Raw genomic sequence first — 22,538 nt, forward strand, 5'->3', positions numbered from 1 at the left:
CACCCCATTGTCGCGGCGGCGGTCGTTGTCGCGCCCTCTCGGGACGTCCCGTCGCTCGGGCGGGAAAGATCTCCTTTCAGGTCAAGACGGCTCTGAGCGCCGTCGATTGCGGAACCGCTCCTGCGGAGCCGACGTCGCGGCCGCGCGAGAGAATGAGAAACCGGGGCCTCGATCGATCGAGGAGGGTGCGGCCCCCGCGCGGTCCTGTCCGAAAGGACGGAAAGCGCGGGGGCCGCGAGGCGCGCCAGGCAGGAGCGCGTCAGCTCAACCCGCGAGGGTCACGCGTCAGTCGTCGAGCGCGAACACCCACACAGTGCCGCCCTGCGGGGAGTCCTTCTCCCAGCCGTAGCGATCGGCCATCAGGTTCTGAACCCACGCGGCGTCGACGCCCCAGCCGGAGACGACGGCGATGTACTGCTTGCCGTCGACAGAGAAGCTGGTGGGGGGCGAGATGATGCCGGAGTTGGTCTTGAACTCCCACAGCAGGTCGCCGGACTTGCCGTCATAGGCGCGGAACATGCGGTCGTTGGTGCCGCCGGCGAAGATCAGGCCGGTCGAGGTGGTCATGATCGACCCCCAGTTCCACGACCCGGGATAGGTCGTGCGCCACACTTCCTTCGTGCTGGCGGCGTCGACGGCCTGAATGCCGCCGATGAACTTGAAGCCTTCCTCGATCGTGATCTTGATGTCCTGAGGCTCCACGCCCGCGTACCACTGACCCGGAACGCGCTCCTGCACCTTGCCGCCGTAGGCCATGCAGTGGTTGTCGTTGAACGGGACGTAGAGAATCCCGGTCTTCGGGTTGTACGCTTCGTACGGCCAGTCCTTACCGCCCCAGATGCTCGGGCAGTACATGCGCTCCTTGCCCGTGCCGGGCTTGGCTTCTTCGTTGTAGGTCGGACGGCCGGTCTTGGGGTCGACGCTCTTGAAGACGTTGTTCTTCACGAACGGGCGGGCGTCGACGAAGTTGATCTTGCCGCCGTCGGCCGCGTGATTGAGGCGATACAGGTAGCCGTTGCGCTGCGCGCTGATGAGGTTGGGCTGTTTGACGCCGTTCTTCTCGAGGTCGATCAGGGTCGGCGGGTTCATGGCCGCCCAGTCCCAGGAGTCGTTCCAGTGATACTGGAAGTGGCTCTTGATCTTGCCGGTGTCGGGATCCATCGCGATCGTGGAGGCGACGTAGAGGTTGTCGCCCGGACGCTGGTCGCCGACCCAGGGCGAACCGTTGCCGACGCCCCAGTAGAGAACGCCGTTCTTTACGTCGTAATTGCCCGGCATCCACATCGTGGCGCCGCCGATCTTCCAGGCGTCCTTCCACTGGCCTTCATGCGGCCAGGTCTCCGAGCCGGGCTCGCCCGGGGCCGGAATGCCGTAGGTCGTCCAGACTTCCTTGCCGGTCTGGGCGTCGAAGGCCTTCAGGAAGCCGCGGACGCCGAACTCGCCGCCCGACGGGCCGATGATGACCTTGCCGTTCACCGCGACCGGAGCCGAGGTGATGTAGGCGCCGTCCTGCCAGTCGCAGACGACGGATTCCCAGGCGACCTTGCCGGTCTTGGCGTCGAGGGCGGTCAGCTTGCAGTCCGCGCCGCCGACATAGACCTTGTCGCCCCAGAGCGCGACGCCGCGGTTGGTGACGTGAAACGCGCTGAAGCCTTCCGGGAACTCGCGCTTGTAGCGCCAGATCTGCTCGCCGGTGGCCGCCTTGATGGCGATCACTTGGTTGTAAGGCGTGGCCACGAACATGACGCCGTCATTGACGATCGCAGGCGCTTCGTGACCGGAGGTCACGCCGGTCGAGAAGCTCCAGACGGGCCGAAGCTTCTTGACGTTCTTGGCCGTGATCTGATCGAGCGCGGTATAGCTCCAACCGGCGTAGTTGCCCTTGGCCATCAGCCAGTTTTCGGGCTCCGGATTGGACATTCTTTCTTGAGTGACGGGTTTATAGTGTTCAAGCGGACCCGCATTCGCCGCTCCCGACAGAGCCAGCGCGGCAATAGCCGTCGCCGTCGCGAACTTAAGCATAGATGCATTCCCCCTTTGTCTTTTCTTGAGAAGGTCCGGCGTCCCGGCGCTTACTTGCGTTGCGCGCCGATGGGGCCGGAGAACGGACCCGCGACCACGATCGCGTCTCCGGTCGTCTGCAGAGGGAGGTTCGAGAGCCGGCGCTCGGCCGGGCCGTGAACCACCTTGCCTTTGTCCGCGATGTCGAATTCCGACTCGTGGCACGGACAGAGCAGTGTCTTGTCGTTGCGCATGCCCGTGACCGGGCAGCCGTTGTGGGTGCAGATCGCCGAGTAGGCGACGACGCCGTTCCAGGAAACCGAGCGCGTCTCCACCGACAGGACCGCGGGATCGACGCGCGTCAGGACCACCTGGTTGGTCCGCGCCTTGCGGGCCTCGCCGGATTCGGGATCGGCCGGGTAGGCGAGCCTTGGCGAGCCGATGACGAGGTCTTCGGGAACGACTGGCTGGCCGGCCTTGGGTCCAGAGAGATGGACGAAGCGGTCGCCCGGCTGGGGCGGCATCGGCGAGGCCGGCGTCTGGGCCCAGGCGGGCGTCACGGCGGCGGCGGCGAGCGCCGCGGCGGCTGTGGCGAGAACGTCTCTGCGTCCGAACTCGGCGGAAGATCCGCAGCCGCAGGGCGTCGCCGTCGCGCCATCAGGTGTCGTGCGATCGTCTTGAGTTCGTGTCAAGGTCTTTATTCCTATACTCTGGATGTCCGTGGTTCGACGCCGCTGCTTTGGCGTCGGCGCCGATGTCGCCGTCTGTCCTGGAAGATCCCCGGGACGCGACGGGATCGGGCCCCCGGCCGATCCCGTCGCGCTTGTCCCGCCGCCGCCCGCCGAAGGCCGAAGCCGGATGCCCGGCGACGGCTTTCAGTCAGCGGTCACGCGGGCGCGCCGTCACCCGAGGCGGGTGGTGATGGCCTTGGTCTCGAGGTAGTTGTTGAGCACGGCCTGGCCCATCTCGCGGCCCCAGCCCGACTGCTTGTAGCCGCCGAAGGGCAGCGCGGCGTCGAAGATGTGGTAGCAGTTGACCCACACGGTGCCGGCCTTCAGGCGATGCGCGATCGACTGCGCCTTGGCCGTGTTGGTCGACCACACGCCAGCCGCAAGGCCGTAGATCGAGTTGTTGGCTTCGGCGATCAGCGCGTCGTCGACGTCGTCGAAGGGCGCGGCCACCAGCACCGGGCCGAAGATCTCCTCGGCGACCACGCGCATGGAGGGCGTGGTGTTGGTGAAGATCGTCGGCGGCACGAAATAGCCCTGACCGCCCACGCCCGCGCCGCCGCAGACCGCGGTCGCGCCCTGCTGCCGGCCCGAGGCCAGCAGACCCGTTACGCGGTCGTACTGCACCTGGGAGACGAGCGGACCCATCTCGGTGTCGGGGTTGAGCCCGTGGCCGAGCTTGATCTTGGCCGCTTCCGCCGCCACACCCTCGACCACGCGGTCGAAGATTGAGCGGTGGACGAAGAGGCGCGAACCGGCGTTGCAGCACTGGCCGTGGTTGAAGAACACCGCGGCGGTCGCGCCTTGGATGGCGAGTTCCACGTCGGCGTCGGCGAGCACGATGTTGGGCGACTTGCCGCCCAGCTCGAGCGAGACCTTCTTGAGATTGCCGGCCGAGGCCTTGACGATCAGGCGGCCGACGTCGGTCGAGCCGGTAAACGCCACCTTGTCGACGTCGGGGTGCGCCGAGAGCGCCGCGCCCGCGGTCTCGCCGAAGCCCGCGATGATGTTGACGACGCCTGCCGGAACGCCCGCTTCGAGGATCAACTCGCCGAGGCGGAGCGCCGAAAGCGGGGTCTCTTCGGCGACCTTCAGGACCACCGTGCAGCCGGTGGTGAGCGCCGGGCCGAGCTTCCAGGCCGCCATCAGCAGCGGGAAGTTCCACGGGATGATCTGGCCGACGACGCCGATCGGCTCCGGGCGGGTCGCAGAGAAGAAGTCGACGCCGGGCGCTGCGAGCGCCGAGATCGAGATCGTCTTGCCTTCGATCTTGGTTGCCCAGCCGGCCATGTAGTGGAACATGTCGGCCGAGAGCGTCACGTCGGCGGCGCGGGCGACGTGCTTGGGCTTGCCGTTGTCGAGCGCCTCGAGGGTCGCGAGTTCATCGGCGTGCTCGAGCACGAGGTCGCCGAGCTTATGGATGATGCGTCCGCGCTCGGACGGGGTCATGCGGGCCCACGGGCCGCTCTCGAAGGCGCGGCGGGCGGCCTTGACCGCAAGATCGATGTCGGCGGCGTCGCCCTCGGCCACGTCTGCGATCTTCTCGCCGGTCGCCGGGTCGAAGACCGGAAAGGTCTTGCCCGAGAGCGCCGGAACCCACTTGCCGTCGATCAGCAGGGGGCGGGGCTGCGCGAGCCAGGCTTCGATCGACGGGCAGACCTTGGGTCGGCTGGTCGGAATGTTGACGTTGACGTTCATTTGCGTTTCTCCCGTTTGGTTTCTGTCGGACGCCGGACGCGGCTTTCCTCACGTCTCGATCGAGCGTCGCGGCATTGACGTGTGTGCGGATGACTTCTGGTCGGCGGCGGGCTTCAGCCGAGGCCCGTCGCCTTTGCCACGATGATCGCGAGCAGCGCGCCGACAACCGGGCCCACGACTGGGACCCAGGAATAGCCCCAGTCTGAGCCGCCCTTGCCGGCGATCGGCAGCACCGCGTGGGCAAGGCGCGGCCCGAGGTCGCGAGCCGGATTGATGGCGTAGCCGGTCGGCCCGCCGAGCGAGAGGCCGATGCCCCACACGAGGAAGGCCACCATCAGCGGCCCGAGAACGCCCGCGGCCCCTACCGCCTTGGCGCCGATCGCCACCACCACGAAGACGAGCGCGAAGGTGCCGATCACTTCCGTGAGCAGATTGGCCTTGGCGTCGCGGATCGCGGGGCCGGTCGAGTAGCAGGCGAGCTTGAGGCCGCTGTCCTCGGTCTTGGCCCAATGGGCGAGATAGGCGAGCCACACCAGAGCGGCGCCCGCGAAGGCGCCTGCGAACTGCCCCGCCACATAGGTCGGGACCGTCGCCCAGGATCCGGAAGAGTAAGCGAGCGCGACGCTGACCGCCGGATTGAGATGCGCGTTCGAGCCCGCTGCGATCGCCACGATCACGCCGGCCAGCACGCCGAAGGCCCAGCCGGTGGTGATCACCATCCACCCACCGCCGTTCCCCTTGGATTGCGTCAGAAGCACGTTGGCCACGACGCCGTTCCCGAACAGAATGAGGACCATCGTCCCCAGAAATTCACCGAGAAAACCCGGACCCATAACACCCCCCCTTGAAGGGCTCCGTCGTCTCCGACGAGCCCTGTTCTCGTTTTCTGCCAACGCCGGCTCGACGACCTGCAAAGACGCCTGGTCTCAGCCGCTCGCCAAACGTTGGCGTGAAGGCAAAAGCAGAGGACATGCCATGGTGCGCCGCAAACGAACTGTTTTGGCGGCGCAATAAGGATAATTCCCTTGAAATCCTCGAGATTTCAGAAGGGCCGAAGTTTATAGGTCAGGAACGACGCTCTGGACGGCCCAGTCTTTTGATGACAAGATCGAAATATAGAAGAACAACTACGGACAAATTTGTTCCGTTATAGAACAGTTCGTTAGGGGTAAGAGGATGTTGGGAGGCGCTATCATGAAGAAAGCAACCGCTTCCGGCGCTATTCAAGATCGCGGAGCAGTGCAACCGGACCATATCCGCCGCTCGTGGAGCAGGTGCGAAGCGTCGGGGCTTGAGGGTGAGGCGCCGCCTAGGATTGAACCACTGACGTCACACGAGCTCCGCAGCCGCATCGAACAAAGCGAAGAGCTCTATCGACGTTGCCGCCCCGAACTCGAGACACTCCGCCGGGTCGCGGTCAGCGGCGAGGGGGTTGCGATCGTCGCGGATCCGCTCGGCGTGGTGCTGGATTGCGTCGGAGCAGAAGACTTCGCTCGCCGCGCTAACCAGGTCTCGCTCAGCCCAGGCTCTTTGTGGACCGAGCAGTTGCGCGGAACTAACGGCATCGGGGCTGTGCTGATGGAGCTGAAGCCGCTCGTCGTCAGAGGCTCGGAGCACTTCTTCGCCACCAATCGTTTCCTTGACTGCGCCGCCGCCCCCATAATGACGCCCTATGGCTCAGTTGCGGGCGTTCTCAATGTCTCTGCTCCGGCGTCGACAACTTCTGCCTATGCGCTTGGCCTAGTGGAGCTCGCGATTGACCAGATCGAACACCGTCAGTTTGCGGAAGTTTTCGCTCATCACCAAGTCGTTCGGCTCCATGCCGACCCGCAGCTTCTCGGCACGGCGAGGGAAGGCGTTCTAGTATTCAATGACGACTTGCGGCTCGTCGCGGCTAACCGTCACGGCCTTGCGCTGGTCGACATCGACTGGAAGGCGCTTGGAGGCCGCAGCTTCGGCGAATTGTTCGATGTTTCGCCAGAAGATGAACCAGGTCGATACGCTGGCCGCGAGCTTAGGAGCTGGAGGGGTCGGCGTCTCCACAGCGGCGGTCAGGAGAAAGCATCGCCCGCGCGGCCGCTGGCCGGCCTACCTCGGTTCTCCCGGGCAAGCCTAACCACGCCAATCTACGATGAAGCTACCCGCGCCGACATCGAGCGGGCGCGCAAGGTGATGGAGTCCGGCCTGCCGGTAGTGGTGACCGGCGAGACCGGTTGCGGAAAAGAGGTGTTCGCTCGCCATCTGCACGCGCTGTCGTCGCGCGCGCTATGTCCATTCGTGGCCGTCAACTGCGCCGCGTTGCCAGAATCCCTAATTGAGGCTGAGCTGTTTGGCTATGTCGAGGGCGCTTTCACGGGCGCGCTGAAGAAGGGCGCAAAAGGTCTGCTGCGAGAAGCGGATGGCGGCGTGCTGTTGCTTGACGAAATCGGCGATATGCCCCTCCCCGCGCAGGCGCGACTGTTGCGTGCGCTACAAGAGCGGGAGGTCACACCCCTGGGTTGCTCGAAAGCCGTGCCGGTAGACTTCGCGTTGATATGCGCTACCCATCTCAAGCTCGAGGATCTCGTGGCTTCCGGCCGATTCCGGCGCGATCTCTTTTACCGAATTTCGCAATTTCACGTCCGGCTGAAGCCTATCCGAGAACACCCTCAACTCGCGCGCGTTGTCTCCAATCTATGGAGCCAGACCACTTCGGAAGACCCCGAATACAGGCTCGCACCAGAAACCCTTGGCCGGCTTTCCGGTTACGACTGGCCGGGCAACTTTCGCCAACTCGCAGGCGTGCTCCGGACGTTGTTCGTGCTTGCAGAGCGATCCGTCGAAGTCCCGTGTTCTGCGCTACCTGTTGAAATTTTGTCTACACCGGCGGAATTGCGAAATGAATCATCGGACCTTCAATCGAAAACGCGCCTTATCCTTCAAGACGCTTTAGACCGTCATGGCGGCAACATTTCTCGCGCTGCCCGCAGCCTTGGGGTCAGCCGGGGCACGTTCTATCGTCGGCTGTTGCAGGCGCAGTCCGTCGCTCCCTCAGAAATGGATTGATTAGTCGTCCTGGCACCGCAGTGACCGCTTGCCAGCCGAGATTATGATCCGCGCGAACGGACGCCGCATCGACGAGCGGAGCCCAGACCGACAGCTGCGTGAGTTGCCGGACAGATGGCGTCGCCTTTGCGCGTGTGAACGCCGTCGCCGCAGGCGGACCATCTCGGCGACAGGTGCCATGCTAGCAAGAAAGTTTCCGGCTGAGACGCGCCACAAGCAGACGTTTAAACAACCGCCGAGACAAGCCCTACAACCGCCACGTGCGCCACAAGTCGCCAAGGCGACGGCTAACTCTACTTAAGAGCCCCATTCAGCGTTGCAGAAACGTCACTCGTCGATGGCGAGATCGCCCAGATGCGGCTTCTTAGAATGGATCTAAAATATTGAAGTTGAAAGGAATTTTCTATCCGCGTAACTGGCGTGGAATGGCCTGATGTTAAGGCTAATCGGGGACCACAATGACTGGACTGCTGGTGCGGAACCTGCAGCGTTCGGAAGAGAGCAGGCTGCGCCGATTCTTCCAGCGTCGGTTCCGATGCCGCGAGGAAGCCGCGGACGCCACGCAGGAAACATTCTTGCGCATGCTCTCGCTCGGCCCGGAGACTGCGATCGACAATCCGCAGGCCTATCTCTTTCGCGTCGCGCGGTCTGTCGCTTATGCGTGGTCGGCGAGGCGCGCGGCCGACGACCTGTTGTTCGACCGCGACGCCGCCCTTGACCTCGCCGACGACCAGCCCGACGCCGAACGCGCAGTCGATGCGCGCCAGCGCCTGCGCGCCTTCTCCGAGACTATCGCCGCGCTGCCGCCGCGCTGCCGTGAAGCGTTTGTGATGAGCCGCTTCGAAGGCCTCGCCAACAGCGAGATCGCGCTTCGGCTCGGCATCTCGCGCAACATGGTTGAGAAGCATGTGATGCGCGCGCTGCTCGCGTGCCGCGCGACGCGATCGAGGCTTTCTTAGAGTCGCACGTCAGGTCATAGCAGCTCGCCGCGCTCTTAAAGTGCAGTGCGAAGCGGCTTTCCGCGCGCGAGAGGACCGATGGCGTCGCAGGGACCGACCGGAGACGAAGAACGCATAGCTGAGGAAGCCGCGCTTTGGGTCGCGCGGTTGTCGTCGGCTGACGCCAGCGCGGAAGATCGACGCGCTTTCGAACGCTGGCGCTCAGCCTTGCCAGCACATGCGGCTGCGTTCGACGATCTTTCCGAACTTTGGGGCGAACTTGGGAAAATGGCGCCCGTCAAGCCTGCCAAGCCAGGCGGGGGCGGCTTGATGGCGCTGCTTGCGGTTCTGGGTTTCGGCGCAGCGCTTTATCAATCCGGATTGATCGACCGGCTAAGTTCGGACCACTGGACCTCCGTTGGTGAGATACGCGCCGTGCGACTCGCTGACGGAACCGAGGCGACGCTGGACACGGACAGCGCGATAGCGCTTCATTTCGTGGCGGGGGAGCGGCGCGTGGAGGTCCTTCGCGGCCAAGTTTTTTTCAACGTCGTCCCCGATGCTGAGCGGCCCTTCGTCGTGATGGTCGACGGTCTTTCGGCGACCGCGCTGGGAACGCGCTACGAGGTAGCGCGCTCGCCGCGTTCAGGCCCCGAGGTGGTAGTTGAAGAGGGCGTGGTTGAGGTGCGCGCCGGCGCTGATCTGCTGCGTCTTGGGGCCGGCGACGGGGCGGCCCGCGGGGCTGACGGGCGGCTCGTCGAGACCGATCCGCCTGGCGGCGCCAGCGACGCCGTCGCCTGGCGCGAGGGACGGATCGTCTTTTCGGGACGTAGGCTTGGCGATCTCCTGGCCGAGATCGGCCGCTATCGGAACGGACCCATCCTTGTGCTCGACGATCGGGCGGCTGACCTCAAGGTCAGCGGCGTGTTCGATCTCGGCGACCCCGAGGCTGCTCTCTCTGCGATTGAGGCGACGTTCCCCGTCAGGATGATGCGGTTTGGCCGCGCGCTGACCCTCGTGCGATCCGCGAGCTAATTTTTTTCGGCAGCGACGTCAGGAGGCTGGCAAGAGGTTCGCTCTTACTCGTCATGTGGCCGCCGTCGCGGTCCGTTCGCGTCGGGGGACGAGATGACTGGCAGTAAGGGCGCCCACAGAACCGCTGTCACGGCTGCGGCAGCGGCGGCGATTATCGTGATAAGCGCGACCTCTATCGGAGCGGCCGAGCGCGGCGCAGCGCCAACGGCCGAAATCGCGATCCCCGCTGGCACCCTTGAAGATGGCCTGCTTGCGCTCGGCCGACAGTCGAAAGTGCGTCTGCTCTATGCGTCCGACGCCACAGTGGGCAAGCGCGCGAAAGCCGTGAAGGCCGACACCTTCGAAAGCGCGCTGCGTGAGCTGCTCGAGGGCACCGGTCTCGTTTACGTCTACACCGCTCCAGGCGTCGTGACCGTGCAGGATCTCGTCAAGGTCCAGGCCACGGGAGCGGTGGAGCTTGAGGAGATCAACGTCGAAGGGCGCGGCTCGGACGATGCGGCGCTAAACGGTCAAGGGGGGCAAAATCCTGTCGGTCATGTCAGCGGTTTCAACGCAACGCGCGCCGTCACAGCCACCAAGACCGACACCCCGCTGATCGAGACGCCGCAGTCGATCTCGGTCGTTACAAGCGACCAGCTCAAGACCCAAGGTGTTGAGTCGATAAACAGCGCGCTGCGTTACACTTCAGGCGCGCTTGGAGAACGCAACGGTGCTTCCGACACTCGCTTCGGCGGTTTCATTCTTAGGGGCTTCGAGGCGACGGGCAATTCGTTCTACAAAGACGGTCTCCGTATGCCCGGCACCCAGTTTACCGAGTTCCAGGGCCTTGATCCGTACGGCGCAGAACGCATCGAATTTCTCAAGGGACCGGCTTCGGTTCTATACGGTCAGAATGGCCCGGGCGGGATCATCAACTACGTATCGAAGCGGCCGACCGACTACGCCTTCGGCGAGGTCTCAGCGAGCATCGGCAGCTTCGACCGCTATCAGGGCGAGTTCGACTTCGGCGGGCCGGTCGCCGGATCAGACGAATTTTCCTACCGCCTGACTGGGCTGGTGCGCGAGGGCAAAACGCAGGTCGACACCGTCGATGACGACCGCATCTTTCTCGCGCCGTCTTTCACGTGGAAGCCCTCCGACGACACGACCCTGACGGTGCTAGGCGCCTACCAGCGTGACCGCGCGGGTTGGGGCCTTCAATTCCTCCCGGCGGACGGAACGGTCTTTCGGCGAAACGGGCGGCGCATCCCGGTAAATCGCTTTCTCGGGGAGCCGGATTTTGATCGGTACGACACCGACATGGCGATGATTGGATATCTGTTCGAGCACAGGTTCAGCGACGCGGTCACCGTGCGACAGAACTTGCGCTATTCCTATCTTAAGAACGAGCAGGACCAAGTTTACGGTTTCGGCTATGTCGACGCGAGCAGCAACCAATTCGGACGCTTTTCCAGCGTCGGCCGATCTGAACTTGACACCTTCGCGGTCGACAACAACGCTCAGGTCAAAGTCGACACGGGACCTTTCAGCCACACCGCGGTAATCGGTTTAGATTACCGCTACACAAGCCTCTCGGACTTCGGCGCCGAAGGGACAGCCGACTCGATCGATGTCTTCGATCCGATCTACGGCGGCCCGATCACGGTGGGCGCGCCATATCAGGACATCAATACGAAGCAGCGTCAGATCGGCGTGTATGCGCAGGACCAGATCAAGATCGACAAGCTGTCGATCGTTCTGGGCGGACGTTACGACTGGGCCGACACGAAATCGAAGGACGCAGTGTCGGCCGAGCCTGAAACCGACCAGATGGATCGCGCCTTCACCGGCAAGGCCGGGCTGATCTACAACTTCGACAATGGCTTGGCGCCGTACGTCAGCTATTCTGAATCCTTCTTGCCTGTGGTGGCCTCTCCGGGCGGAACGGCGCTGAAGCCGGACACAGGGCAGCAATATGAGGCGGGCCTCAAGTTCCAGCCGCCGGAATGGAACGCGACCTTCACGGCGGCGGTTTTTGAACTCACGCGCCAGAACGTACAGCAGTCGACTGGGCCCGTGACTGGGAACGTGATCGGAGAGGTCCGATCACGTGGTCTGGAACTGGAAGGCGTCGCCACTCTCGCCAACGGCGTCAATCTGCGGGCCGCCTATACGTATCTCGATCTGGAGATAACCAAAAACCCCTCCGCCCCTGAGCGGGAGGGCAACATGACGTACGGCATCCCGAAGCACGCCGGGGCGATCTGGGCGGACTACACACTCCAGACCGGCGCGCTGAAAGGTCTCGGCTTCGGCGGCGGCGTCCGCGCGCAGAGCTCGACCTTCGGCGACAACGACAACTCGTTCAAGGTTCCGTCCGTCGCGGTCGTGGACGCCCTGCTGAGCTATAAGCGCGACAACTACAAACTCGCGCTCAATGTCAGCAACCTGTTCGACAAGCGTTACGTTGCCTCCTGCTTCTCGAGGGATTTCGGCTGCTTCTACGGCGAGGGCCGCAAAGCGATCCTGAAGGCCACCTACACATGGTGAGGGCGAGCTGAGCGGCTTCAACGTCTCCCGCCGCGCGCTCGTGGCGGGCGCCGGGGCGGCGTGCCTTTCTTCGGGGGCGCAGCCCGCACGGGCCGCGCCCCAAGTGGTCTGCCTTGAATGGACCGCCGCCGAGATGGCGATCTCGCTCGGGCTTCAGCCGCTCGCGGTCGGCGATACGACGGCTTACGCCGAATGGGCCGTGGCGCCCGCCTTACCGTCAGGCGTTGCCGATCTCGGCTCGCGGACCGAACCAAATCTCGAGATGCTCGCTGCTTTACGCCCCGGCCTCGCGATCGGCGCGACGGGCTATGGCTATGAGAGCCTTCCGATCGAGAGATTCGCGCCGCTGCACACGCTTTCCATGCTTGTGACGCCCGGCGGCTCGGCGTTCGATAACGGCGTCGGCGAGTTGCGGAAGCTCGCGGAGAGGCTTTCGCTGAAGGATCGTGGGGAGGCCGTAGCCGCCACGGCGCTCGCGTCGATCGCGGCGGCGCGCGGCAGCCTCGCCGGACGGTCGCGCGAGCCGCTGCTCGTCGCGTCGATCTTCGAAGACCGTCATGTGCGGATCTACGGCGCGGGCGGCCTGTTCGACGACGTGCTGCGGCGGCTTGGTCTTGTTAACGCCTGGGAGAAGCCGGCTGGCCGCTGGGGCTTCGTCTACGCCGACCTCGAGCAACTCTTCGCCGTCGATCCGCGCGCCCGCCTCGTGATCCTCGACCCGATCCCGCCTCACATCCGCATCCGCCTTGATCGCAGCAGGCTCTGGAACGAGCTGCCCTTCGTGCGCGATGGGCGCTGGACCATGATCGGCGCCGTGTGGCCCTTCGGCGGCCCGGCTGCAGCGGCGCGTTTTGCAAGTGAGCTGGCCGACCGGCTGCCCGGCGCATGAGCGCTTCGGAAAAGTCGGCCTCGTCGTGCTTCAGCCGGGTCCGCTCTCCAGGCCTGCTCGCGCTCGCCGTCGCCGCGCCCGCCTTGGTCGCGACGCTGATCGCCTTCGATCGGATGCTGCCGCCGGAGCTTTGGATCGACGCCGTCCTGCATCCGGATCTCACCGATCTGCGGCAGGTCGCCTTCGCCTATTCGGCCGTTCCCCGTGCGCTCGTTTCACTCGTTGCGGGAGCGGCGCTCGGTCTCGCGGGAGCCCTGCTTCAGATCGCGCTCCGCAATCCGATCGCCGAACCTGCGACGCTCGGGACCTTCGCAGGCGCGGGCCTCGCGCTGTCGGCCGCGACGCTATTCGCGCCGTGGATGCTCGGCGCCGGCGCGGAGCTCGTGGCGCTCGGCGGCGCGGCGGCGGCGACCGGCCTCGCCGTCACGTTGGCCGGGAGACAGGCGTCGCCGGTGCGGCTCGCGCTCGGGGGCCTCGTGGTGACGCTGACCTGCGGCGCCGCGACCGCCGCCATGGTCACGCTGACGAGCGATGACATGGCGCCGCTCTTCGTCTGGCAAAGCGGATCGCTCGCTCAGGACGGCGGACCAGCGGCCTTCGGCCTCACGCTGCGGCTCGCCTTGGGCTGCGCGCTCGCGTTAGTGCTTGTTCGGCCATTGTCAGTGCTCGGGTTAAGCGACGCTGCGGCGGGCGCGCTCGGCGTGAGGCCCGGGACGATCCGCCTGGCGGCGGTCACGCTCGCGGTTGCGCTCTCGGCCTCCGTCGCCGCGATGGTGGGGGTGATCGGCTTCGTCGGACTTGCGGCGCCGGCGCTCGCGCGGCTCGGCGGTGCCCAGAGCGTTGGATCGCGTCTGTTCTGGTCGTCTGTTCTCGGAGCCGCGACGCTCTGGCTGGCTGACCGGTTCTCGTCCGCGCTTCCGTTTCCGCAAGAGGTTCCAACGGGCGCGGTTACGGCTCTCGTCGGCGCGCCGCTTGTCGTTCTCCTCTTGCGACGGCTGCGGGCGGACCCCTGGCCGCTCGATCCGCCTCGCTCAACGCCGCGGGACGCCAACTCCGCATTCCTCCTTTTGCTTCTCGCCGCGGGACTAGCGGTCGGCGTCGTCTCGCTTACCTTCGGCTGCGGGCTCGACGGCTGGGACTGGACGCGCCTCGACGGCGAGATCGCGGCTCTGCGCGCCCCGCGGGTCGCCGCCGCCTTCGGCGCGGGTGCGCTGCTGGGGATCGCGGGCGCGATCCTCCAGCGCGTGACTCGCAATCCGCTCGCAGCCCCCGAGACGCTCGGCGTGTCAGCCGGCGCGATGCTCGGCGTGCTTGCGATGCTCGTCCTGACGACCGGCTTCGACCGCGCCTCAACCGTCGTGGCTGCAAGCATCGGCTCGCTCGCGACGCTGGTGCTGGTCGCGGCTGCCGGCCGAGGGTCGGCTGCGACCCCGGAGCGTATCCTGCTCGCGGGCGTCGCCGCAGCCACCATGGCCTCGGGGTTTGCGGCGCTGTTCCTCGCAAGCGGGGATCCTCGCGCGCTCCTCGCATACGCCTGGATGGCCGGCTCGACCTACCGGACGGGCGCGCTCGAGGCAGGCCTCGCGCTCACCGCCGGGCTTACGGCGATTGCAGTGAGTCCGCTTGCTTCGCGCGTCGTTGAAGCGCTTGGACTCGGAGAGACCTCGGCCGCGTCCCTGGGTCTGGCTGTAGGAAAGGCGCGGGCCGCGCTGGTGCTTGGCGCGGCCGTTATGACCGCGCTTGCAACAGTCGCCATGGGACCGCTGACCTTCGTCGGCCTGCTGGCACCGCATGCAGCGAGACTGTTGGGCTTTCGGCGAGCTAGCGCGCACCTCCCGGCCGCCGGATTGGTGGGCGGCGGGCTTCTGACGCTCGCGGACTTCGCGGGCCGCAATGTGATCTTTCCCTGGCAAATCCCTGGCGGCGTGGTGGCTTCACTTTTGGGTGGGGCGTACATGCTCGCGCGCCTATGGCGCGAGTCCAGTCAGCGATGAAGCCGTCCACCGCTCTATCGGTGACCGCAAGTGCACACCTTCGTAATGGCTGCTTTGGGTCAGCGGCTGCTCCCGCCGCCGCTGACTTTGTAAGGTCGGATTGCCTCGTCCAACGACGGAAGCGGACATCGGCTGATTGCCCTTGGGCTCCTTCCGAGTTGTCGGTCTTACCGATGGGGCTCAAAGCTCGAGTTGTTCGGACAGCGCTAGAGCGTCGTCGACCTCGATGCCAAGGTAGCGAACCGTGCTCTCGAGCTTTCCATGCCCCAGGAGCAACTGGCACGCCCTCAGGTTGCCAGTCTTCTTGTAGATCAGCGACACCTTCGTGCGGCGCAGGCTGTGCGTGCCATATGCCGTCGGCTCGAGGTCGATCATACGGACCCACTTGTCGACCAACCGGGCGTACTGGCGCGTTCCGATGTGTTGGCCTGGCGTGCTCCGGCTCGGGAACAGCCAGTCATCCGGTCGACCACCTCTCACCCGCAGCCGGGCCGCGAGCGCATCTCTTGCAGGCTCGGTGATCTCGAATGGAACCGGTCGGCCGGTCTTCTGCTGCATGACCGTCGACCTCAGGCGGATCGATCCGCCCATAGCCACGTCGCTGATCCGGAGTTTGACCAGGTCACATCCGCGAAGCTTCGCGTCGAGGGCGCAATTGAACATCGCAAGGTCGCGGACCTGAGCGTTGGTCTTCAACTGTTGGCGGATCGCCCAGATGTGCTTCGGCTTCAGCGGCGCTTTTGGTCCGATGAGACGACCGGCGTTCCATGGCTTCTTGGGTAAGCGGAACAAGTCGGGCTGGCGCATTGCCTCCTCCTAGAGGCGGCCCCTCAACCCGATCATACACCCGCAATCGTTCAGCGACGCGCCATCAGCAGACATTGCATAATCGCCGAGAAGCGGACTGGACTTCCCCCTCGCGGCAAGGCGCTAAAGCGCAATATTTCCCCGAAACCTCATCATGGCCTTGGGTTCGCTGTCGCCAAAAGCCATCACGTCATAGGATTCGGGATCACGTCCCTCGACCTCCATGCCAGGCGAGCCGATCGGCATCCCGGGCACGGCGAGGCCCCGCACCTTCGGGCGCTCGGCGAGCAGCCTCGCGATCGCCGCCGCGGGAACGTGGCCCTCGAGCACGTAGCCGTCGATCTCGGCCGTGTGGCAGGACCTCAGGCCGGGGGGCACGCCGAGCTTCGCCTTGACGGTGTTGATGGCCGCGACCTCGACGACCTGCGCCTCGTAGCCGGCCGCGCGGACGTGATCGACCCAGGCCTCGCAGCAGCCGCAGGTCGGATCCTTGTGGACGGTCATCGCCGGAGCGGCGCGGACCCCGCCTGGGACAAGCAGCGCGGCGCCGGCCGCCAACAGCGTGAACGTCCTGCGGTTCATCGTCATGGGCGTCGCCCTCCTTCTTTCCCGGCCACCTTCGCACACGCCCGGCTCACGTCCAGTTGTCCGCTGATGTGGGACTTTCCACCCGGCGTATCCGGGCCTGCCCGCATCGTGGTCCCAAGCTCAAGACGAGCTTCCACAAGGGAGTAACCCACGATGAAGACCATGATCGCCGCCGCCCTCGTCCTGATGTCCTCGGTCGCGGCCGCGACTGCGGGGACCGGGCCCGCCAACTCGACGAACCAGCACTTGCGCGACAGCGCCGACTTCTACGACAGCGTGCCGGACTTCAGCGTCCTGTCCGGCGAGCGGACGGGCAGCGTGGACCGTGAGGCGACCAACCGCCACGACCCCAGCCGCGTGATCGCGCGCTGATCCGAACCGGCGCCGTCATTGGTCTCCAACCCTGACGGCGCCGCAGGGCCAGCCCCTCCTGGGGCTGGCCCGCCCAAACTCAGGGGTTCCAGCTAGGTCCGACGAGCCTCAGGCCATGGCGCTCCTTGCGGATGGCGCCTTGCCGCTCGAGACGGCTTAGCTCCTTGGTCACCGCCTCCCGCTGCGTCGCGATGCGCGAGGCGATCTGCTTATGGGTCGGCAGCCGTCCGATCGCGCGGCCCGACGGGTCGCAGGCCGCGAGCCGAAGCAACTCGGCCTCCAGCCTGCCCGCCATCGGCAGCGTCATGACTTCCGACATCCTCTGAAGCGTTCGGCACTGCCGACGGCACATCGCGCGCACCACCGCCTTGGCGAAAGCGGGGTGGCGCTCGAACGCGGCCGCGAAGTCGCGCGCCTCGAAACACCAGGCCTCGGACGCCTCGTCGGCCACCATCTCGAACGGTGTGTCGCAGCGCTCGAACGCGAAGGCCTCGCCGATCACGTCGCCCGGCTCGACGTCGGCCGCGAAGGCCTCGTGCCCGTCGGACGTGATCGTCTCGGCCGACAGTCTTCCCGAGGCCAAGACCAGCGTGGAGCCGTGCCGACCCGGCAGGTCGAGCTTCGTCCCGCGGGGAAGCCGGATCCGACGGGCGAGCAGCTCGATCTGGTGGCCCTCGATGGTCGCGAGCAGGTCGAGGTCGTCCGCTTGATGCGCGGGGTGCGCGCAGGATGAGTGGGTGATCATGTCTTCGTTCCCGGAGTCGGTCCTGCGTCCCGCTGACGGCGTCGGCCGTCGCGTCAGGGACGCGTCGCTGAAAGCAAGGTCGGCGGAACGGCGTCGCCGCATCCGCCGGACGGCGCGATCAGGCGATCCGGGGAGGCGGAGTGGCGAAGCCGACGTGGACGCCGTCGAGGCCGGGGCAGGGACACCGGGCCGACGGGGACCGCTGGGCGATCGCCGCCCATGAACCGAGGGCGGCCGGAAGCGGGGCAACGCACGGGGCGGAGCACTCGGCGGCGCCCGAGCCGGCATGTCCGAGCGCCGCGGACGAGCAGGGCGCGGAGGTCACGAGCACGGTCTGCTGGCCGGAGGCCGGCGAGAGGCGGGAGGCGTGATCGATCTCGACGTGGGACACTGCGAGCAGCAGCATGGCGACCAGCGTCGCAAGCGCCGCCGCCTTGCCCGCGAGCGCGCAGAAGAAACCCGCGGCGCGTGTCCCGGTCTTAGACCGCATGGGCAGGGGCCAGCGGACAGGAGCCCGTCGCGAGCTCGATCTGGATCGTCGGGTGGGCGATGCCGAAGCGCTCCTCGAGCTCCTGGGCTATCAAGCGCATGGCCGCGTCGCCCGGATGGCCCGAGGGCATGACGAGATGCGCGGTGAGCGCCGTCTCGGTCGTGCTCATCGGCCAGACGTGGAGGTCGTGGACCTCCACGACCCCGGTACGCTCTTCAAGGAAGGCGGCGACGGCCGCGGGGTCGATGCCAGGCGGGGTCGCGTCGAGCGACATCGTCACGCTGTCGCGCAGCAGACCCCAGGTCCCGATGGTGATCACCGCGGCGATCGCGAGGCTGACGACGGGGTCGAGCCATTGCCACCCCGTCTGCAGCACCAGGAGCCCCGCCACGACCACGGCGACCGAGACGCCCGCATCCGCCAGCATGTGGAGGTAGGCGCCCTTGATGTTGATGTCGCCCTTGCGGCCCGACATGAACAGGAACGCGGTGAAGCCGTTGATCAGCACCCCGATCGCGGCCACCACCATGACGGTGACGCCTGCGACGGGCTGCGGGTCGGAGAAGCGCTGGATCGCCTCCCAGGTGATCATGCCGACCGCGATCAGCAGGAAGATCGCGTTGAACAAAGCCGCCATGATCGAGGACGACCGCAGGCCGTAGGAGAAGCGCGGTGACGGTGGGGGCTTGGCGAGCGTTGCCGCGACCCACGCGACCACGAGGCCGAGCACGTCGGAGAGGTTGTGGCCCGCGTCCGCCACGAGGGCGAGGGAGTTGCTGGCGTAGCCGTAGCCCGCCTCGACGATCACGAATGCCGTGTTGAGCGCGATGCCGATCGCGAACGCCTTGCCGAAGCTCGCAGGCGCGTGGGAGTGCCCGCCCGGCCCGTGGGCGTGGCCGGAATGATCTTCGCCACCATGGTCGTGTCCGGCATGGTCGTTGTGTGTGGTCATCGTCGCCCGTCCTCAGCCGCGGCCCTGGCGCGCGTCCTTGAGCATCCGCTCGAAGAACTCGTGGCGCTCGTCATGGTTCTCGACGACGCCCTTCACCAACGGCTTCGCCGTCCCCTCGCAGAGCGCCCTGACCCTGTCGGTCTGCTCCTCGACCGATCCGCCGGAGAGCGAGCGGATCATGCCGAGGCCGACCGCGCGGGCCGCGCCTGCGGCGCTGACGACGATCTGCGCGGCCTCGTCGCGCGTTATCGTCGCGATGATCTCGTCCTTCATGTGGGCGATGACCTTGGAGGCGTCGCCATCCTTGCCGCCCGTCTCGCGGGCGAAGTCGGGGTCGACCTGCACGCAGACGGCCGTGAAGTTCTGGGCGAGGAACACCGAGGACAGGACGTTGCGCATCACGTCCTCGTTAAGCGCCCGCGCCGGGGACAAGGTCCCCAGCGCGAGAGCGAGCGCAGCCGCGCCGACGGCCGCGGCCCTCATGACGCGGCCGCCACGGCTGCATCCGGCTCGGGAGCCGGGTCCGGCTTCCGGCGCCGCGTGAACAGCACGTAGAGCGCAGGGAGCACGAGCAGGGTCAGGATCGTGGACGACACGATCCCGCCGATCACGACGGTGGCGAGCGGACGCTGCACCTCCGCGCCCGGCCCGGTCGCGATCGCCATCGGCACGAAGCCGAGCGAGGCCACCATCGCGGTCATGAGCACCGGACGAAGCCTGGTCAGCGCGCCCTCCTTCACCGCCTCGACCAGATCCAATCCCTGGTCGCGGAGCTTCTGGATGAACGCGATGATGACGAGGCCGTTCAGCACCGCCACGCCCGACAGCGCGATGAACCCGATGCCCGCGCTGATCGAGAGCGGGATGTCGCGGATCAACAGCGCAGCCACGCCACCGGTGAGCGCGAGCGGCACGCCCGAGAACACGAGCGCCGCGTCCTTGAACGAGCCGAGGCTCATGAACAGCAGCACGAAGATCAGCCCGAGCGCGATCGGAACGACGATCGTCAACCGCTGTGTCGCGGAAACGAGCTGCTCGAACTGCCCGCCCCAGCCGATCCAGTAGCCGGACGGCAGCTTCACCTGTTCGGCGATCTGCCTCTGCGCCTCGCCCACGAAAGAGCCGAGATCGCGGTCGCGGACGTTCGCCGAGACCACGATGCGGCGCTTGCCGTTCTCGCGGCTGATCTGGTTCGGTCCGGGAGCCACCTCGAGCGAGGCGAGCGAGGAGAGCGGCACGTAACGCGTGCGGGAAGACGGCGGGCCTCCCAGGATCGCCGGACTGGCCTGCGCCTCGTTGCCGTCCGGGGTCGGCAGCGGGACCGGGATGTTCTTCAGCGCCTCGATGTCGGTGCGGAGCCGCTCGGGCAGCCGCACCACGATGTCGAAGCGACGGTCGCCCTCGAAGATCTGCCCGGCTTCCTTTCCGCCGACCGCGATCTCGACGATCTCCTGAACGTCACCGACGCTCACCCCGTAGCGGGAGAGAGCGGTGCGGTTGAGTTTCACCGTGAGGATCGGCAGGCCGGTGACTTGCTCGGTCTTCACGTCCGCGGCTCCGGGCACCTTTTGAAGCACGGTCTGGACCTCGCCCGCGACCTTCAGCAGCGTGTCGAGGTCGTCGCCGAAGATCTTCACGCCGACATCCGAACGCACGCCCGAGATCAGCTCGTTGAAGCGGAGCTGGATCGGCTGCGAGAGCTCGTAGTTCGAGCCGGGGATCTCCTCGGCGGCCTTCTCCACGTCCTCCATCAGCTCGGCCTTGGTCTTCTTGGGGTTTGGCCACTCCGACCTAGGCTTCAGCATGATGTAGCCGTCCGAGATCGAGGGCGGCATTGCGTCGGTCGCGACTTCGGCGACGCCCGTGCGGGCGAACACCTCCTTCACCTCGGGATGCTGCATGAGGCGCTTTTCGAGCGCTCCCTGCATCTCCAGCGACTGGGTGAGGCTGGTGCCCGGCACGCGCAGCGCCTGGATCGCTGCGTCGCCCTCGTCGAGGCTCGGGATGAACTCGCCGCCCATGCGGGAGGCCGCGATCCCGGTCACGACGACCAGCGCGACCGCGGCCGGGGCCACGACCCAGCGCAGCTTGATCATGAGGCCAAGCAGAGGTTCGTAGGTCACGCGCGCGCCGCGCATGAACCAGTTCTCCTTCTCCGACACCTTGCCGGAGACGAAGATCGCGATCGCCGCGGGGACGAAGGTCATCGAGAAGATCGACGCGCCGAGCAGCGCCATCAGCACGGTGAGCGCCATCGGCGTGAACATCTTGCCCTCGACCCCCGTGAGAGTGAGCACTGGCAGGTAGACCACCGCGATGATCATGGTGCCGAAGAGGCTCGGCCGGATGACTTCGCTCGATCCCGCCAGGATCGTCGAGAAACGCTCCTGCATCGTCAGCAGGCGGCCCCGCCGCTCCTGCTCGTGGGCGAGCAGCCTCAGGCAGTTCTCCACGATGATCACGGCGCCGTCGATGATGATGCCGAAGTCGATCGCGCCGAGGCTCATGAGGTTGGCCGAGACCTTGTTCTCGACCATGCCCGTGATGGTGAAGAGCATGGAGAGCGGGATCACGAAGGCGGTGACGATGGCGGCGCGGATGTTGCCGAGCAGCAGGAACAGCACCGCGATGACGAACAGCGCGCCCTCGACGAGATTCTTCTCCACCGTCGCGATGGTCGCCTCGACCAGCGTCGAGCGGTCGTAGACGGAGCGAGCTTCGATCCCCTCGGGCAGCGACTTCTGGATCTCACCGAGCTTGTTCGCGACGCGCTCGGCCACGGTGCGGCTGTTCTCGCCGATCAGCAGCATGGTGGTGCCGAGGACGACCTCGTGGCCGTTGAGCGTCGCGGCCCCGTTGCGGAGTTCGCGCCCGTCCTTGACCTCGGCGACGTCCGAGACGCGGACCGGAGTTCCGGCGTGGGAGTTCACGACGATGCCGCCGACGTCTTCCGCCGTCAGCGCCTGGCCGGGCGTGCGGACGAGATACTGCTCGCCGTTCCGTTCGATGTAGCCGGCGCCGACATTGGCGTTGTTGGTGGCGAGCGCCGTCATCACGTCGCGGAACGTCAGCCCGTAGGCCATCAGCCGCGCCGGGTTCGGCAGCACGTGGAGCTGGCGCTCGTAGCCACCGATCGTGTTGACCTCGACGACGCCCGGCACGGTGCGGAGCTGCGGCGTGATGATCCAATCCTGGATCGTCCTGAGGTCCGCGGGGCTGTAGTCCGAGCCGTCGGGCTTCTTCGCGCCGGGCTTGGCGTCGACGACGTAGTTGTAGATCTCGCCGAGGCCCGTGGAGATCGGTCCCATGGCGGTCTCGATCCCGGCGGGCAACTGGTCCTTGGCCTGCTGCAGCCGCTCGTTCACGAGCTGGCGGGCGAAGTAGATGTCGGTCCCGTCCTTGAACACGACCGTGACCTGGGAGAGGCCGTAGCGCGACAGCGAGCGGGTGTAGTCGAGGTCCGGCAGGCCGCCGAGGCTGGTCTCGAGCGGGAACGTGATGCGCTGCTCGACCTCGAGAGGCGAGAAGCCGGGGGCGGTGGTGTTGATCTGGACCTGGACGTTGGTGATGTCCGGCACCGCGTCGATCGGCAGGCGCAGGAAGTTGAAGACGCCGAACCCCGCGACGGCCAGGCACGCGAACACCACCATCCACCGCTGCGCGATGGAGAACGCCAGGATCCGTTCGATCAGGCCATTGGGTTTGTAGTCGCCCGCCTCGGTGCGCG

Annotated in this window: 18 protein-coding genes; 7 read left to right on the forward strand and 11 right to left on the reverse strand. The window is 66.3% G+C overall.

Translation table 11 applies throughout. The features are described 5' to 3' along the window. Positions 1–285 precede the first annotated feature (285 nt). The 4 genes from ACFOWB_RS05020 to ACFOWB_RS05035 form a co-directional block, all read right to left on the reverse strand. Positions 286–2,022, reverse strand: coding sequence for a PQQ-dependent dehydrogenase, methanol/ethanol family (locus tag ACFOWB_RS05020; RefSeq protein WP_378145997.1), 1,737 nt, complete (start codon positions 2,020–2,022; stop codon positions 286–288). Between the two features lie 50 nt (positions 2,023–2,072). Beyond that, the gene (locus tag ACFOWB_RS05025; RefSeq protein ID WP_378145999.1) at positions 2,073–2,693 is read right to left on the reverse strand and encodes a QcrA and Rieske domain-containing protein; all 621 of its coding nucleotides are present in this window, start codon (positions 2,691–2,693) and stop codon (positions 2,073–2,075) included. A gap of 210 nt (positions 2,694–2,903) precedes the next feature. Beyond that, positions 2,904–4,427, reverse strand: a complete 1,524-nt coding sequence (locus ACFOWB_RS05030) for an aldehyde dehydrogenase family protein (RefSeq protein ID WP_261405545.1) — start codon at positions 4,425–4,427, stop codon at positions 2,904–2,906. A 113-nt stretch (positions 4,428–4,540) separates the two neighbouring features. After that, the gene (locus tag ACFOWB_RS05035) at positions 4,541–5,260 is read right to left on the reverse strand and encodes an MIP/aquaporin family protein (protein WP_378146001.1); all 720 of its coding nucleotides are present in this window, start codon (positions 5,258–5,260) and stop codon (positions 4,541–4,543) included. Positions 5,261–5,621: 361 nt separating this feature from the next. Here ACFOWB_RS05035 and ACFOWB_RS05040 point away from each other — a divergent pair, with 361 nt between their 5' ends. From ACFOWB_RS05040 to fhuB, 6 genes are all read left to right on the forward strand, one after another. After that, positions 5,622–7,472, forward strand: a complete 1,851-nt coding sequence (locus tag ACFOWB_RS05040; RefSeq protein WP_261405543.1) for a sigma-54-dependent Fis family transcriptional regulator — start codon at positions 5,622–5,624, stop codon at positions 7,470–7,472. A gap of 458 nt (positions 7,473–7,930) precedes the next feature. Beyond that, positions 7,931–8,431: an RNA polymerase sigma factor gene (locus ACFOWB_RS05045; RefSeq protein ID WP_261405542.1), complete on the forward strand. Its 501-nt coding sequence runs from the start codon at positions 7,931–7,933 to the stop codon at positions 8,429–8,431. Between the two features lie 78 nt (positions 8,432–8,509). Then, entirely contained in the window at positions 8,510–9,445 is a 936-nt protein-coding gene (locus ACFOWB_RS05050) for a FecR family protein (protein WP_261405541.1), read from the forward strand. A gap of 93 nt (positions 9,446–9,538) precedes the next feature. Beyond that, positions 9,539–11,974 carry a TonB-dependent siderophore receptor gene (locus ACFOWB_RS05055; RefSeq protein WP_378146005.1) on the forward strand — a complete coding sequence of 812 codons (2,436 nt, stop codon included), beginning with the start codon at positions 9,539–9,541 and terminating at the stop codon, positions 11,972–11,974. A gap of 103 nt (positions 11,975–12,077) precedes the next feature. Continuing rightward, a complete protein-coding gene (locus ACFOWB_RS05060; protein WP_378146007.1) occupies positions 12,078–12,863 on the forward strand; it encodes an ABC transporter substrate-binding protein in 786 nt (261 codons plus the stop codon). Then, positions 12,860–14,857 (forward strand): Fe(3+)-hydroxamate ABC transporter permease FhuB, encoded by a 1,998-nt coding sequence (gene fhuB, locus ACFOWB_RS05065; protein WP_378146009.1) that lies wholly within the window; start codon positions 12,860–12,862, stop codon positions 14,855–14,857. Before ACFOWB_RS05060 ends, fhuB begins: the two co-directional genes overlap by 4 nt. 180 nt (positions 14,858–15,037) lie before the next feature. On the opposite strand, the gene ACFOWB_RS05070 is transcribed toward fhuB, so the two are convergent. Then, on the reverse strand, positions 15,038–15,664 hold the full coding sequence (locus ACFOWB_RS05070; protein WP_261405537.1) for a tyrosine-type recombinase/integrase: 627 nt from the start codon (positions 15,662–15,664) through the stop codon (positions 15,038–15,040). A 123-nt stretch (positions 15,665–15,787) separates the two neighbouring features. After that, positions 15,788–16,252: a DUF411 domain-containing protein gene (locus ACFOWB_RS05075; RefSeq protein ID WP_261405536.1), complete on the reverse strand. Its 465-nt coding sequence runs from the start codon at positions 16,250–16,252 to the stop codon at positions 15,788–15,790. A 153-nt stretch (positions 16,253–16,405) separates the two neighbouring features. Here ACFOWB_RS05075 and ACFOWB_RS05080 point away from each other — a divergent pair, with 153 nt between their 5' ends. Continuing rightward, a complete protein-coding gene (locus ACFOWB_RS05080; protein WP_261405535.1) occupies positions 16,406–16,624 on the forward strand; it encodes a hypothetical protein in 219 nt (72 codons plus the stop codon). A gap of 79 nt (positions 16,625–16,703) precedes the next feature. On the opposite strand, the gene ACFOWB_RS05085 is transcribed toward ACFOWB_RS05080, so the two are convergent. The 5 genes from ACFOWB_RS05085 to ACFOWB_RS05105 all read right to left on the reverse strand — a co-directional run bounded on the left by ACFOWB_RS05085 (position 16,704) and on the right by ACFOWB_RS05105 (position 22,503). Beyond that, on the reverse strand, positions 16,704–17,369 hold the full coding sequence (locus ACFOWB_RS05085; protein WP_378146012.1) for a Crp/Fnr family transcriptional regulator: 666 nt from the start codon (positions 17,367–17,369) through the stop codon (positions 16,704–16,706). A gap of 118 nt (positions 17,370–17,487) precedes the next feature. Beyond that, on the reverse strand, positions 17,488–17,859 hold the full coding sequence (locus tag ACFOWB_RS05090; protein WP_378146014.1) for a hypothetical protein: 372 nt from the start codon (positions 17,857–17,859) through the stop codon (positions 17,488–17,490). After that, positions 17,849–18,811, reverse strand: coding sequence for a cation diffusion facilitator family transporter (locus ACFOWB_RS05095; protein ID WP_261405533.1), 963 nt, complete (start codon positions 18,809–18,811; stop codon positions 17,849–17,851). The genes ACFOWB_RS05090 and ACFOWB_RS05095 overlap by 11 nt, the downstream gene beginning before the upstream one ends. Positions 18,812–18,823: 12 nt before the next feature. After that, positions 18,824–19,294, reverse strand: a complete 471-nt coding sequence (locus tag ACFOWB_RS05100; protein WP_261405532.1) for a hypothetical protein — start codon at positions 19,292–19,294, stop codon at positions 18,824–18,826. Next, positions 19,291–22,503: an efflux RND transporter permease subunit gene (locus ACFOWB_RS05105; protein WP_378146090.1), complete on the reverse strand. Its 3,213-nt coding sequence runs from the start codon at positions 22,501–22,503 to the stop codon at positions 19,291–19,293. Before ACFOWB_RS05105 ends, ACFOWB_RS05100 begins: the two co-directional genes overlap by 4 nt. Positions 22,504–22,538: the final 35 nt, after the last annotated feature.

This window comes from Chenggangzhangella methanolivorans (assembly GCF_042648545.1).
In the GTDB taxonomy this organism is placed as follows: Bacteria; Pseudomonadota; Alphaproteobacteria; order Rhizobiales; family Methylopilaceae; genus Methylopila; species Methylopila methanolivorans.

Coding starts and splice junctions, on each gene's coding strand:
- ACFOWB_RS05055 (WP_378146005.1), top strand. CDS start 9,539: ATGACTGGCAGTAAGGGCGCCCACAGAACCGCTGTCACGGCTGCGGCA.
- ACFOWB_RS05095 (WP_261405533.1), bottom strand. CDS start 18,811: ATGACCACACACAACGACCATGCCGGACACGACCATGGTGGCGAAGAT.
- ACFOWB_RS05030 (WP_261405545.1), bottom strand. CDS start 4,427: ATGAACGTCAACGTCAACATTCCGACCAGCCGACCCAAGGTCTGCCCG.
- ACFOWB_RS05085 (WP_378146012.1), bottom strand. CDS start 17,369: ATGATCACCCACTCATCCTGCGCGCACCCCGCGCATCAAGCGGACGAC.
- ACFOWB_RS05035 (WP_378146001.1), bottom strand. CDS start 5,260: ATGGGTCCGGGTTTTCTCGGTGAATTTCTGGGGACGATGGTCCTCATT.
- ACFOWB_RS05090 (WP_378146014.1), bottom strand. CDS start 17,859: ATGCGGTCTAAGACCGGGACACGCGCCGCGGGTTTCTTCTGCGCGCTC.
- ACFOWB_RS05040 (WP_261405543.1), top strand. CDS start 5,622: ATGAAGAAAGCAACCGCTTCCGGCGCTATTCAAGATCGCGGAGCAGTG.
- ACFOWB_RS05070 (WP_261405537.1), bottom strand. CDS start 15,664: ATGCGCCAGCCCGACTTGTTCCGCTTACCCAAGAAGCCATGGAACGCC.
- ACFOWB_RS05100 (WP_261405532.1), bottom strand. CDS start 19,294: ATGAGGGCCGCGGCCGTCGGCGCGGCTGCGCTCGCTCTCGCGCTGGGG.
- fhuB (WP_378146009.1), top strand. CDS start 12,860: ATGAGCGCTTCGGAAAAGTCGGCCTCGTCGTGCTTCAGCCGGGTCCGC.
- ACFOWB_RS05075 (WP_261405536.1), bottom strand. CDS start 16,252: ATGACGATGAACCGCAGGACGTTCACGCTGTTGGCGGCCGGCGCCGCG.
- ACFOWB_RS05050 (WP_261405541.1), top strand. CDS start 8,510: ATGGCGTCGCAGGGACCGACCGGAGACGAAGAACGCATAGCTGAGGAA.
- ACFOWB_RS05080 (WP_261405535.1), top strand. CDS start 16,406: ATGAAGACCATGATCGCCGCCGCCCTCGTCCTGATGTCCTCGGTCGCG.
- ACFOWB_RS05020 (WP_378145997.1), bottom strand. CDS start 2,022: ATGCTTAAGTTCGCGACGGCGACGGCTATTGCCGCGCTGGCTCTGTCG.
- ACFOWB_RS05045 (WP_261405542.1), top strand. CDS start 7,931: ATGACTGGACTGCTGGTGCGGAACCTGCAGCGTTCGGAAGAGAGCAGG.